General features: G+C 71.3%; 11 protein-coding genes. 9 read left to right on the top strand and 2 right to left on the bottom strand.

Annotated elements, in window-relative coordinates; genetic code table 11:
* The first annotated feature begins 5 nt into the window (after nt 1–5).
* The 4 genes from Pla163_RS12055 to mutL are packed head-to-tail and all read left to right on the top strand — an operon-like array spanning nt 6 to nt 4,572.
* Nucleotides 6–731: a UbiX family flavin prenyltransferase gene (locus Pla163_RS12055; protein ID WP_145188520.1), complete on the top strand. Its 726-nt coding sequence runs from the start codon at nt 6–8 to the stop codon at nt 729–731.
* Nucleotides 728–1,591, top strand: coding sequence for a UbiA-like polyprenyltransferase (locus Pla163_RS12050; protein WP_419185867.1), 864 nt, complete (start codon nt 728–730; stop codon nt 1,589–1,591). Before Pla163_RS12055 ends, Pla163_RS12050 begins: the two co-directional genes overlap by 4 nt.
* A gap of 30 nt (nt 1,592–1,621) precedes the next feature.
* Nucleotides 1,622–2,752, top strand: coding sequence for a DNA polymerase III subunit delta (locus Pla163_RS12045; RefSeq protein WP_145188518.1), 1,131 nt, complete (start codon nt 1,622–1,624; stop codon nt 2,750–2,752).
* Nucleotides 2,749–4,572, top strand: coding sequence for a DNA mismatch repair endonuclease MutL (mutL, locus tag Pla163_RS12040; protein ID WP_419185866.1), 1,824 nt, complete (start codon nt 2,749–2,751; stop codon nt 4,570–4,572). Before Pla163_RS12045 ends, mutL begins: the two co-directional genes overlap by 4 nt.
* Nucleotides 4,573–4,625: 53 nt before the next feature.
* Here mutL and Pla163_RS12035 read toward each other — a convergent pair whose 3' ends face one another.
* Nucleotides 4,626–5,717: a hypothetical protein gene (locus Pla163_RS12035; RefSeq protein WP_145188514.1), complete on the bottom strand. Its 1,092-nt coding sequence runs from the start codon at nt 5,715–5,717 to the stop codon at nt 4,626–4,628.
* 62 nt (nt 5,718–5,779) lie between these two features.
* On the opposite strand from Pla163_RS12035, the gene miaA reads away from it, so the two are divergent.
* A complete protein-coding gene (gene miaA, locus Pla163_RS12030) occupies nt 5,780–6,757 on the top strand; it encodes a tRNA (adenosine(37)-N6)-dimethylallyltransferase MiaA (RefSeq protein WP_145188504.1) in 978 nt (325 codons plus the stop codon).
* Nucleotides 6,758–6,907: 150 nt separating this feature from the next.
* On the opposite strand, the gene Pla163_RS12025 is transcribed toward miaA, so the two are convergent.
* Nucleotides 6,908–7,498, bottom strand: a complete 591-nt coding sequence (locus Pla163_RS12025) for a hypothetical protein (protein WP_145188501.1) — start codon at nt 7,496–7,498, stop codon at nt 6,908–6,910.
* Between the two features lie 331 nt (nt 7,499–7,829).
* On the opposite strand from Pla163_RS12025, the gene hisS reads away from it, so the two are divergent.
* From hisS to Pla163_RS12005, 4 genes are all read left to right on the top strand, one after another.
* Entirely contained in the window at nt 7,830–9,146 is a 1,317-nt protein-coding gene (gene hisS / locus Pla163_RS12020; protein WP_419185865.1) for a histidine--tRNA ligase, read from the top strand.
* Nucleotides 9,143–9,805 carry a nicotinate (nicotinamide) nucleotide adenylyltransferase gene (nadD, locus tag Pla163_RS12015; RefSeq protein ID WP_419185864.1) on the top strand — a complete coding sequence of 221 codons (663 nt, stop codon included), beginning with the start codon at nt 9,143–9,145 and terminating at the stop codon, nt 9,803–9,805. Before hisS ends, nadD begins: the two co-directional genes overlap by 4 nt.
* Nucleotides 9,805–10,674 carry an MraY family glycosyltransferase gene (locus Pla163_RS12010; RefSeq protein ID WP_145188492.1) on the top strand — a complete coding sequence of 290 codons (870 nt, stop codon included), beginning with the start codon at nt 9,805–9,807 and terminating at the stop codon, nt 10,672–10,674. The genes nadD and Pla163_RS12010 overlap by 1 nt, the downstream gene beginning before the upstream one ends.
* A 236-nt stretch (nt 10,675–10,910) precedes the next feature.
* The gene (locus Pla163_RS12005; RefSeq protein WP_145188488.1) at nt 10,911–11,945 is read left to right on the top strand and encodes a hypothetical protein; all 1,035 of its coding nucleotides are present in this window, start codon (nt 10,911–10,913) and stop codon (nt 11,943–11,945) included.
* The last annotated feature ends 348 nt before the right edge of the window (nt 11,946–12,293 follow it).

Genomic DNA, 12,293 nt, shown 5'->3' with positions numbered 1-12,293 from the left:
CCACCGTGGTACCTCCCTACGAATCCCGTGAGCGCCGTGTCTTCGTCGGACTGACCGGCGGCAGCGGACACGCGTACGCCGAGCGACTGATCCGCGAACTCGTCGCCGCCGACGTGGGCGTTTCGCTCTCGGTGACTCCCGCAGGGTGCAAGGTGCTGCGCCACGAGTTGGGCGTCGACGCGGGTCCGGGCGGCGTGCGACTCGCTGCTGCGCTCCCCGCATGGTTGGGCGCCGAAGTGGCGAGCCGCGTCAGTGCCTTTCAGAGCGAAGCCGTGGAAGCACCGCCGTCGTCCGGGACCGCTCTCACCGACGGCGTCGTCCTGTGCCCGTGTTCGATGGGCACGATGGCGCGCGTGGCGGTGGGCTTCAGTTCGAACCTCGTCGAGCGCGCCGCGGACGTGGCCCTGAAGGAGCGACGCCCGCTCGTGGTCGTTCCGCGCGAGACGCCGCTGTCCGAGGTGCACCTCGAGAACATGCTGAAGCTCACCCGACTCGGTGCCGTCGTGCTGCCGGCGATGCCGGGCTTCTACCACCACCCGCGCACGATCGACGATCTGGTGGGCCACGTCGTGGGCAAGATCCTCGACACGCTGCGCATCGAGAACCGCGCGGGCGCGCGCTGGAACGGCAAGCTCGAACCGCCGCCCGAACAGGGGATCTCGCGCGACGGCGACGGAGCGCGCGCCACGAAGGCGGGCGACACCGGGTCCGCGGACGCCACCGGCCGGTGACGGGCGCGGCCGACTACCTGGGCCTGGTGCGCTTCTCGCACTCGGTCTTCGCTCTGCCGTTCGCGCTCGCTTCGGCCTGGGTCGCGTCGGGCGGCGTACCGGACGGTCGGCGCCTCGCGTGGATCGTCGTGTGCGCCGTCGCCGCGCGCACGAGCGCGATGGCCTACAACCGCTTCGTCGATCGCGACGTGGACGCGGTGAACCCGCGCACCCGCGGGCGCGAGATCCCGAGCGGTGCCGTGCCGGCCCGTAACGCGCTGGCCCTGGCCCTCGTGGCGGGCGCGCTGTTCGTCGCCGGCGCGTGGATGCTCGGACCGTGGTGCGGTTGGATCTCGCTGCCGGTCCTCGCGCTGCTGCTCGGCTACTCGCACGCGAAGCGCTTCACCTGGATCTGCCACCTGTGGCTCGGGCTGTGCCTCGCGATCGCTCCGCTCGGCGCCTGGTTGGCCGTCGCCGGAGAACCAGGCCCGGGGTTCCTCGTGCCGTCCTTGCTGGCCGCGGCGGTGCTGACCTGGGTGGCGGGCTTCGACCTGATCTACGCCTGTCAGGACGCGGAGTTCGACCGCGCACAGGGTCTGGCGTCGATCCCCGCGCGCTTCGGTGTCGGGCGCAGCCTCGCGATCTCCGCCAGCCTGCATCTCGTGACGGTCGCGGCGCTGGTCGCGTTCGGTGTCGAAGCGGGCCTCGGCGCGCCGTTCTGGGTGGCGCTCGTGGCCTGCGCGGCGCTGCTCGTCTGGCAGCACCGCATCGTCCGTCCGAGCGACCTCAGCCGCGTGAACGCAGCCTTCTTCACCGCCAACGGCTGGGTGGGGGTGGCGCTCTTCGCAGGGGTCGTGACGGACCTCGCGCTGCGCTCCTGACGACGGGCTCGCTCCTGTATCCTGGCCGCCATGGCCGGATCTTCCAAACGGGCTGCGACGCCGCCCGACGCGCTGGACGCGTTCGAACGCGAGGTCGCGGCGGCCGAACCCCTCGAGCGTCTGATGGTCGTGCGCGGCGACGAGGAGTACTTCGCGCGCCGGGCGCAGGAAGTGGTCACGAACCGCGCGAAGGCCCTCGACTACGAGATCCTGGTGCGCGACGGCACCGACCCCGACGCCAAGCTCGACGACGTCCTCGGAGAGTTGGCGACGCCGCCGATGTTCGCGCCCAGACAGCTGTTCGTCCTGCGCAACTGGGACGCGAACATGCGGACCCAGGGCAAGAACCTGCCGCCGCTCGTCGCCGCGCTGCTCGCGTTCTGCGCGCGCGACCAGCCCGACCGGGCCGTTCTCGTGCGGGCGACGAGCATGCGCGCGGACCACAAGATCGCGAAGACGGCGACCGTGAACCTCGCCGTTCGCAAGCTGTACGACAGTCCGCCGCCCTGGAAGCCCGACCCGATGGCGTCGGAGCTCGTCCAGTGGGTGCGGCGCCGCGCACGCGAGCTCGAGGTGGACGTCGCTCCGCGCGACGCGCTGTACATCGCTGCGGCCACCGGCAACGACCTGGGCGCGATCGACGCGCAGTTGGAGCGCGTGCGAACGGGGACGGGGCTGCTGCGCGACTCGGTCGCGTGGCAGGCGACCGGCACGCCCTGGGACGTGGCCGACAAGCTCGTCACCGCCGATGCGGCGAAGGGGATCGATGCGGTCGTCGCACTCTTCGCGGGCGGGATGACGGGCAAGGACGGCAGTCGTGTGCTCGATCCGACGGCGCTGTCGACGATCCTGCTCTCGTCGTTGTCCAAGACCGTGCGTCAGGGACTGGCGATCGCCGAGGCGCGCGCGGCCGGCGAGACCGCCGAGCGCGCGTTCGAACTCGGCGGCGCGACCGGGCGAGCGCTCGACACCTGGCGGCCGCGCATGGACGCCCGCAAGCATCCCGCCCAGTGGCAGCGCATGTTCGACGCGGTCAGCGAGCTCGAGCGCGCCTCGCGCTCGACCGGAGCCGGTGTCGGCGTCGACCACTTCGTCGCGCTCGCCCTGCGGTGGGAGCGGCAGCGCGGTCGCTCCCGTCCAGCCCAGAAGGTGCGCCCGTGACGACTCGGATCCGCGAACTCCCCGAACTCGTCAAGAACCAGATCGCCGCCGGCGAGGTGGTCGAGCGTCCCTCGTCGGCGCTCAAGGAGTTGGTCGAGAACTCGCTCGACGCCGGCGCGACGCAGGTGCGCGTCGATCTCGAGGAAGGCGGGACGAAGCTCGTGCGCATCGTCGACGACGGCTGCGGCATGGGGCCCGAGGACCTCGAGATGTGCTTCCGTCCGCACGCCACGAGCAAGCTGCACGAACTCGAGGACCTCGATCACATCGCGTCGCTCGGGTTCCGCGGCGAGGCGATGGCTTCGATCGGTTCGGTGGCGCGCGTGCGTGTGCTGACGCGGCCCGCGGACTCGGCGACCGGATGGTGCATCGAGAACGAAGGCGGTCGCATCTCGGCCGTGCGCGAGGCGGGGTGCCCCAAGGGCACCACGATCGAGGTGCGCGACCTGTTCTTCAACACGCCGGCGCGGCGCCGCTTCCTCAAGACCGAGCGCACCGAGTTGTCGCGCTGTCTCGACCTCCTGCAGCGCCTCGCACTGGCGCAGCTGGGCGTCGGATTCGTCGCCACCCACGGCGATCGACGCCTGTACGACGTCGACGCGGACATGGACCTGCGCGCTCGCGTGCGGCGCACGTTCGGCGCGGAGTTGGCCGATGCGCTCGTGGACGTCGAGGTCCAGCACGGCACGCTCGGAATGCGCGGTCTCGTCGCACCGCCGCGCTTCTCGCGTCGCGACGCGTCGCGCCAGATGTGGTTCCTCAACGGCCGTCCGTTGCGTGACAAGCTCCTGTCGCGCGTCTTGAAGGAGGGCTATCGCGGCTTCCTCGAGGAAGGGCGTCAGCCGGCGGCGTTCCTGGCGCTCGAGATGGATCCCGCGCTCGTCGACGTCAACGTGCACCCGACGAAGAGCGAGGTGCGCTTCCGCGACGAGCGCGCGCTCTTCGGCTGGCTCGTGCCACGCCTGCGCGAAGCGGTCGCGCGGACCGACATCGCGACGCCCGGCGAGTCGCTCCTCCACCGCGTCGAGCGCCGCGGCGACTGGCGCCCGGCGAGCGGAGCGCCCGATCCCAACCAGGCCTGGTTGCCCGCGGGCGAGCGGCCATACGAATTGCGGCCGAGCGCACCGCGGGCCGAGTCGGACGACTTCGCGCGCGACAATCCGTTCGGCTCGACCAGCGGGTACGACGTCCCGACGCCCCGGGGTGCGCCGGCCTCGAACGACGAGGCGTGGCGCGCGCGCGACCGCTTCGATGGGCCGTTCCTCCAGATCGATCGCACCTACCTGGTGCGCGCGCTCCCGGACGGTTTCGAGATCGTGGACCAGCACGCTCTGCACGAGCGCGTCACGCTCGAAGGGCTGCGCGACCAGTTGCGCGAAGGCGCGGTCGAGGTGCAGCGGCTGCTGGTGCCCGAGGTGGTGGAGCTCGCGCGCGACGAGGTGAAGCTCGTCGAGTCCGAACTGGAGGGACTCGCGCGGCTCGGGATCGAGCTCTCGATCTTCGGGCCGACGACCGTCGCCGTTCAAGGCCTGCCAGCGCTCCTGCGCAATCCCGACGCGGTGGGCGTGGTGCGCGACGTGGTCGGCTTCCTTTCGATGCACGGCGAGTTGCCCCAGGCCGAGGACGTGGTGGAGGAGGTCCTGCACCGCACGGCCTGTCGCTCGTCGATCATGGCCGGCGACGCGCTCGAGCAGGACCAGATCCGCGCCCTGCTCGAGCGGGCCGAGGTTCTCGAGAACTCACAGACCTGTCCGCACGCCCGTCCGACGCGCGTCAAGTTCACGCTCGCGGACCTCGAGAAGGCTTTCCACCGCCGCTAGGTTGGCACGGTGTCCGAGACGGCGACCGGGACGGCAGCGGCGCGCCTGCCGCGTCAGCCTTGCTTCGGATCGAAGTCCGCGTCCGTGAGGTTCGGGAACAGGGTCGAGCCCTGGCGCACGTAGACCTCGCGGTCGGGCTGCAGCAGGAACGGTCCGTACTGCGAGTGCCCGGGCAGACGTTCGTGCACGTAGATGCGCTGGGGGATCAGCACGCGCGGGTGCGGCAGTCCGTCCGAGCCGTTGCCGTCGGCCCCCGCGCTGCCCCAGTTCTCGAGCAGGATGAGCTGTTCGAAGATCATGTCCCGGGGGCGAGCTCCGACGCGCACCACGTGCAGCGCGCGCGGCAGGAACGTCTTGCGGTCGAGTCCGAAGTACACCTGGTACAGCGCCTGGGGACGATCGTCCTCCTGCCCTTCGATCTTGGGCTGGATCGCCTCGACGAGCAGGAAGTCGGGCGTCACCGTGCGCAGCCACAGGAGGCGGTCGTAGTCGAAGCCGGGGCGCTGCGGAAGTTCGTCGCGGGTGAACGGCATGCGGTCGAGCTGTTCGAGCACGGCCAGTCGCAGGCGTCCGGGGGTCGCGATCGACAGGAAGTTCTGGCACAAGGACAGGACCTGCTGCACCTGCTCCTGGTCGGTCTTGTAGTCGCGACCGCGCAGCATCACGATCTCGTCCTTGTCGCGCAGCCAGAAGCCGTCCGGTCCGAACCCCGTCTCGACGCCCTGGGGCAGCTGGTAGCGCACGAAGAACGGCGCCATGTAGATGATGCGCGTGTCGAACTCGTGCGACTCCGGCCGCGGATCGTCACCGCGTCGGCCCGAACGGGTGAGCAGTCCGAGCCGCATGTCGAAGCGATTCGTCAGCCGCGTGCTGGCCGCGGGCGCGCCGGTCGGTTCGTCGGGAGTGGCGGGGAGCGCGCCGATCGCGGCCAGCATCGCCTTCCAGGTCGCGCGTGCCTGCTCGCTCGCGGCGGGAGGCAGCACGCCCGGTTCCTGCACGACGAGGCCCGTCGTGACGGCTTCCTGCGGCGTCGCCGTCGGAGGCGTTCCGGCCGGTGTTTCGTCCTGGGCGTTCGCACCGACGCTCGGACGGGCGAGCGCCAGGACGGCGAGGACGACGAGTGAGATGGCCAGGGCGCGCTTCATGACAGGGAGGGTAGCGGTCGGTGCTCCAGTAGGCTACGCGCCGCGTCCTCCCCAGTCTCCCGATGTCGTCCACGCCGCCCGCTCACTCGCTCGACCCCGCGTCCACTTCGGAGCTCCTGTTCGTCGTCGGACCGACGGCCAGCGGGAAGACGGAGCTCGGCGTCGAACTGGCGCGCGCCCACGGTCTCGAGATCTGCTCGCTCGACTCGATGCTGGTCTATCGCGGCATGGACCTCGGGACGGCCAAGCCGGACGCGGCCGAGCGCCGGGGAGTGCCGCACCACCTGATCGACCTGATCGAGCCGTCCGAGCGCTACGACGTCCAGCGCTACGTGGCCGACGCGGCGCGCGAACTGGACGCGATCGCCGCCCGCGGGAAGCGCGCCCTGTTCGTCGGCGGCACGGGTCTCTATCTGCAGGTGCTCGTCCAAGGCCTGTTCGCAGGCCCCGCGGTGGACGTCGAGCTGCGCGCGGAGCTCGAGCGACGCGCAGCGAGCGACGGCGCGTTGGCACTGCACGCCGCGCTCGCGCGGGTCGATCCGGAGCTCGCCGCCAAGCTCCACCCGAACGACGTGCGGCGCGTGATCCGCGGACTCGAGGTCCACGAGCAGTCCGGTCGCCCGCTCTCGAGCTGGCAGGAGCAGTGGTCCGCGGCTCGGCGCCCGGCGCGCATCGTCGGCATCGAACCGCCGCGCGAGCTCCACGCCGAACGGGTCGCGGCGCGCACGCAGGCGATGCTGGAGGCGGGGTGGATCGACGAGGTGCGCGCGATCCGCGGTGCGAGTGGCTTCGGACCGACGGCCTGTCAGGCGCTCGGCTATGCGGAGATCCTCGCCTACCTCGACGGCACGCTCGTCGACGACCGCACTCCCGTTCGCGACGAGGTCCTACTCGCCGCGTTGATCGCGCGTCGCACCCGTCAGTTCGCCCGGCGACAGCGCACCTGGTACCGGCGCTTCGACACGATCGATTGGGTGCCGTTCGACGCTTCGCCCGCCGAGCGCGTCGAGCACGCTGCGCGCGCGTTGGGTCTCGTCTGACGGGGACGCCTTGGAACGGCTCGCCACGCGTCGCTGTGGCCTCCGGTCGCGAACGCGCTCCCTGGAACGCCACACGGCCGGCTCCTCGGAAGGAACCGGCCGTGCGGGCCGCGCGTGGATCGTCCACGCGCTCGCGTTCACCGACGTGCGTCAGTTCCCGACGTACAGCGGATCGTTCGCGTTCTTCACCGCGAACTCGTCCGGGGTCGGCGGCACTTCCGAGGTGTAGGGACTGATCGGCTCTTCCGCGGGGCCGGCGATGCCTTCCCAGAACTCCTCGAGTCCGCCGGGCTGGAGCGTGGCGACGATCGAGTCCACCGGGATCGGCACGAACGTGTGCGCGGCCGTGGCGCCCGAGATCACACCACCCGCCACGATCGCCGTGACGTGGAAGTAGTTGAACGGGTCGGGAAGGATGCTGTGGGGCGGACGCTCGTCGAAGTAGCCCGGAACCTCCGCCTGACGCGGGTTGTACGGGTTCGAGTTGAGCAGGTGGCGGCGCAGCGTCAGGTTGATGTGGCGCTTCTCCTGCCACTGGAACTCGCGGTAGGTCCCGTCCTCTTCCGCCCGGTAGCCCGTCGCGTGGTAGACGAAGCTCGGCGCCACCGACTGGAAGTTCCAGTGGTTGCGGCGCTGCGGGTCGGACGTGCTGCAGCCGCTGGCGATGAGGGCGGTCAGGGCCACGGCGCCGAGGGCGCCGAAGCGCGTGACGGACCGATCCTTGTTCGGGGTGAGGCTCATGGGGGTCGTGGATGGGGCGGGCCGGACCTGTCCGGCTCGGGGAGAGCCGGTGGGGGCGGCTTCGGGGAGACCTGCGTGCGGCGTCCCGGTTGGTCCGGGCCGCGAAGTGTAGGGATCGTCGGGGGCGGGGGTCAACGCGCCGGGCCGGGCAGAGCCGTTCGGAGGCGTGGATCCCGGTCGGAGCGGTTCCCGGCGAGACCCTCGGAGTGGCCGCCCGCCCGGCGCGGGCGGGACGGCGAGTCGGACCAGCGGACCCGGACCTCGAATGACGGAAGGAGTCGGCGGGCGCGTCCGGGTAGTCTCTCCCGCCCCGACGGCCCCCTCTATCCACATGGCGACACCGGTATACAAGGCCCCGCGCGGCCTGCGCGACGTTCTCCCGGAGCAGATGGGCGCCTGGCGCTGGCTCGAGTCCACCGCCCACGAGCTGGCCCGGCGCTTCGGCTACCGCGAGATCCGGCCGCCGCTGCTCGAGGAGACGGAACTCTTCGCACGCTCGGTCGGGGAGGTCACGGACATCGTCGAGAAGGAGATGTTCACGGTCCGCAAGGCCGAGCACTCCTTCACCCTGCGGCCCGAGGGCACCGCCGGCACGGTCCGCGCCTACCTCGAGGCCGGCTACGCGAAGACGGCGCCCTTCCAGAAGCTGTTCTACCTGGGCCCGATGTTCCGCTACGAGAAGCCCCAGAAGGGGCGCGAGCGGCAGTTCACCCAGTTCGGCATCGAGTGCATCGGCAGCCTCGATCCGCGCCTCGACGCCGAGGCGGTCCTCCTGGCCGTGTCGTTCTTCCGCGAGCTGGGGCTCGGCGGCCTCGAGGTGCGACTCAACTCGATGGGCGACGGCGCCGATCGCGACGCGTTCCGCGAGGCCGTGCGCGCCCACGTCGAACCGAACCTCGCGCGCTACTCCGAGGAGAGCCAGCGGCGGTTCGAGCGCAACGTGCTGCGCATCCTCGACAGCAAGGACCCCCGCGACATCGAGCTGAACCAGGGCGCGCCGCGACTCGTGGACCACCTGGGTGACGAGAATCGCGCGCACTTCGACCGCGTGCTCGCGCTGCTCGACGAGGCCGGTGTCGACGCCGTGGTGGATCCGACGATCGTGCGCGGACTCGACTACTACACGCGCACGGTGTTCGAAGTGCACTGTCCGTCGATTGGCGCGCGCAGCGCCCTGTGCGGCGGCGGACGCTACGACCACCTCGTGGAGGAACTCGGCGGGCCCGACCTGGGCGCCGTCGGTTTCGCGATCGGATTCACGGCCACGCTCGCCGCGCTCGGTGACGCGGGACTGCTCGAAGGTCGCGACGAAGCGCCCGCCGACTGCTTCGTCGCCTCGGCCGACGACGCGACCCACGACGCGGCCTTCGCCGTCGCGTGCGAACTCCGGGCGGCTGGCGTCTCGGCCGTGTTCGACCAGGAGGCGCGCCGTCTCAAGGGGCAGTTGAAGCTGGCGTCGAAGGCCGGGCACCCGCTCGTGGCCGTCGTCGGTTCGGCCGAGCTCGCGGACGGCACCGTCCAGTTGAAGGACATGTCCAGCAAGGAACAGGAGACGGTGCCGCGCGCCGAGCTCGTGGGACGCGCGCGGGCGCGGCTGGCCGCGACCGGTGTCAGCGCAGCGGACGGATCGTCGAGCGCGGGCGCGTGAGCGAGCCGGCGCTCCTGTTCGCGCCGCGCGTCGCGCTCTACGGCGGGACGTTCGACCCGATCCACGCGGGTCACCTGTTCGCGGCCCGCACCGCCCTCGAAGTGGCCGAACTCGACGGGGTGGTGTTCGTTCCCGCGGCCCGCTCGCCACACAAGCTCGACTCCGAGCCGACGCCGGACGACCACCGACTCGCCATGGTGCGCCTCGCGATCGAGGACGAGCCGCGCTTCGCGGTCTGGGACGTGGAACTCGAGCGCGGCGGCGTTTCCTACACGCGCGAGACGGTCGCGCGCCTGCGTGAGCGGCGCGGCGACGGTGCTCCCGAACCGGCCCTCGTGATCGGCTCCGACAACCTCGACGGGCTCGAGCGCTGGCGCGAGGTCGACGATCTTCTGTGCGTCGTGCGTCCGCTCGTGGTGCCGCGCGCTTCGTCCGAGCACGTCGCGCAGCAGCTCGCGTTCCTGCGGACACTGCTCGCTCCGGTCGCGTTCGAGCGGCTCGCGCGCGGCGTGCTCGCGACGCGTGCGACGCACCCGGCCGTGGCGACCGACGTGCGCGCGGCACTCGCGAGCGGCGAGGACACGTCGGACTGGCTGCCCGAGCGCGTGCGCGAGCACATCGTTCGGCACGGTCTCTACGGCACGGCGGGGCGCCGCTGATGGCGTCCGTCCCGGGACCGCTCGCCGCGGTCCACATCGACCTTCAGTGGGGCGTCCTCGCCGCCGCGTTCGTCGTCGCCGTCCTGCTCGTCGCGCCGCTCGGACGCCTGTTCGTGGCGCGCGGGCTCACGGACCCGCGATCGGGCGACGCAGCGCTTCCCGAACGCAAGCGCGGTCAGACGCCGCAGCCGCTCTCGGGGGGCGCGCTGCTCGCCGCAGCGTTCGTCGCCGCCGTCCTGCTCGGCGCCACCGGCACCGTGTCCCTGCTCGCGATCGCCTTCGTGTTCGCCGCCTTCACCGTCGGACTCGTCGACGACCTCGTGCCGGAGGGGCTCGGGCCGCGCACCAAGCTGCTCGCCCAATCGCTCGCCGCCGCGCCACTCGCCGTCCTGTGGTGGGACGCCGGGCCGTTCGAACTCGCGGGGCCGCTCGGTTCCCTGGCGGCGCTCGCGGCGGCCCTCGTCGCGCTCAACGTGATCAACACCTGGGACCACGCGGACGGCTTGGTCGCGACCTTCCTGGCCTGCGCCGCGACGTTCGCCGGGGCGCCGATCCTGGGGGGAGCGTCCCTCGGGCTGCTCGTCGGCCAGCTCCGCCCGCCGGCCTCGGGGCGTCCGTTCCTGGGGGACGCGGGCGCGCACCTGGTCGGGGCCCTCGTCCTGCTCTGGCCCGCGGTCTGGCCGCTGCTCCTGCTTCCGGGGCTCGATCTCGTGCGGGTGCTCGTGGCCCGTCGGCGCGCCGGCCGACCCGCCTGGGAAGGTGATCGACGGCACCTGGGCCAGGCCCTCGCGCGCCGCGGCGTCCCCTCGGCCTGGATCGCCGTGGGTCAGGTCCTCGTCCTGTGGGCCATCTGGGCCCTGTTCGGTTGAGCGGGCGTCAAGCGCGGCCCCGCCGGCGGATTCCGGACCGCAGGACCCAGGGGCCCCTTTCTCGGCACATGGGCCGTTCCACCCACGGCAGCGACCGATAGGGGACGGACCCGATCCCGGCGCCGTCCGCGGACCGCGGTCCGCACGACTTCGCGGACGGCTTGCTAGGCTCGTGGCACGTCGAGGCGGACTCCAGAACCCTGGAGTGCGCCAGAACACCTACTCCACACACCACTATGCATCTCCACGTCGCAGGCGCCGTGGCAGCCCTCGTCGCGAGCGGCACGTACCTGGCCGGACCGGCTCAGGACGTCGCTTGGGAAGAGGTCTCCCTCACCGCCGACGCGCCCAAGGATTGGGCGCATCTCATTCCCGACGAGGAATGGTTCTCCATCAACGGACCGATCTTCATCGGCCCGTTCGAGTTCGCCACCGCGGCGAAGAACGAGACCAAGATCCTCGTCGCCACCACCGCGGGCGGTGACCCCAAGGCCGGGGTCAGCGTCAGCGGCGACATCCTCAAGCTCAAGGGCGAGACCTCCGAGGGCGAGCGCTTCTCGTACGCCATCCGCGTGCGCGGTGCGGCCAACGGCGGCTTCGAGTGGTCCCCGGCGGGTATCCGCACGGGCACCGTCGAAGGCAAGAAGGTCATGCTCTTCGACCGCAACGGCAACGGCATCTACAACGACCTCGGTCAGGACGCCATCGCCGTCGGCAACTCCAAGGGCGCCGCGCTCTTCGGACGCGTCCTGATGGTGGACGAGCAGCTCTTCCACGTCGAGGTGGACGAGCAGGGCAACACGCTGCGCTACCGCCCCTACGACGGCGAGACCGGCGTGATCGACGTGACCTCCGAGTTCGGACTCAAGGCCGACCTCGAGAGCGCCATCTTCAGCACCGCCGGTGGCGACATGTCCTTCGACCTGTCGGGCACCAAGGGTGAGGTTCGCGTGCCGGTCGGCTCGTACGAGCTGACCTTCGCATTCGTCGCCAAGGGCTCCGACACCGCCAAGATCGCGCGCGGCAAGATGGAGCTGCTCCCGGTCACCGCCGAACAAGGCGCGCTGCTCGAATGGGGCAGCGAACTCGCCGGTGCGCCCATGGTGCGCCGCGGTGGTGCCGAGGTGACGATCTCTCCCGAGTACCGGATCTACGGCAACGGCGGCGAGGAGTACTACGACTTCACGCCCGATCCGCTGCCCAGCCAGTACGAGATCAAGGACGCGGAGACCGACAAGCGACTGAAGAAGGGCAGCCTGCCCTCCGGCTGATGAGGCTCCCCGGGAGCGGACACCGTGAGTGTCCCTGAAAACGTCACCGTCGCCGTCGAAATGGAATTCAAGCACAAGCTGACCGGCAAGATCGTCCTGCGCGACGATCCCACCGATCCCGAGCGCAAGCCCAAGCCTGTGCGCCCCGTCACCGGAGGTTCGAGCGAGTAGGAGTAGGACTCGCACGAGCGCCCGGCGGCACGGCGGACCGTGACCGACCGGGCCCTGGCCCTCCCGCACTGCGCGGGAACGGGAAGAACGGCGCATCGACGCCACAGCGCGAGGGGCGAGTCCACACCGGACTCGCCCCTCGCTTCGTCGAGTGGCCCATTGCCGGTGCTGGCCGCC

Source organism: Rohdeia mirabilis (assembly GCA_007750655.1).
Lineage (GTDB): Bacteria > Planctomycetota > UBA1135 > UBA1135.
Note: the sequence above shows the minus strand (reverse complement) of the source record. Positions and strands in the feature narration are given on the sequence as shown.

Bases quoted from the DNA above. Each gene is read 5' to 3' on its own strand.
- Pla163_RS12025 (WP_145188501.1), bottom strand. From the start codon at position 7,498: ATGAGCCTCACCCCGAACAAGGATCGGTCCGTCACGCGCTTCGGCGCC.
- hisS (WP_419185865.1), top strand. From the start codon at position 7,830: ATGGCGACACCGGTATACAAGGCCCCGCGCGGCCTGCGCGACGTTCTC.
- miaA (WP_145188504.1), top strand. From the start codon at position 5,780: ATGTCGTCCACGCCGCCCGCTCACTCGCTCGACCCCGCGTCCACTTCG.
- Pla163_RS12045 (WP_145188518.1), top strand. From the start codon at position 1,622: ATGGCCGGATCTTCCAAACGGGCTGCGACGCCGCCCGACGCGCTGGAC.
- Pla163_RS12010 (WP_145188492.1), top strand. From the start codon at position 9,805: ATGGCGTCCGTCCCGGGACCGCTCGCCGCGGTCCACATCGACCTTCAG.
- Pla163_RS12005 (WP_145188488.1), top strand. From the start codon at position 10,911: ATGCATCTCCACGTCGCAGGCGCCGTGGCAGCCCTCGTCGCGAGCGGC.
- Pla163_RS12035 (WP_145188514.1), bottom strand. From the start codon at position 5,717: ATGAAGCGCGCCCTGGCCATCTCACTCGTCGTCCTCGCCGTCCTGGCG.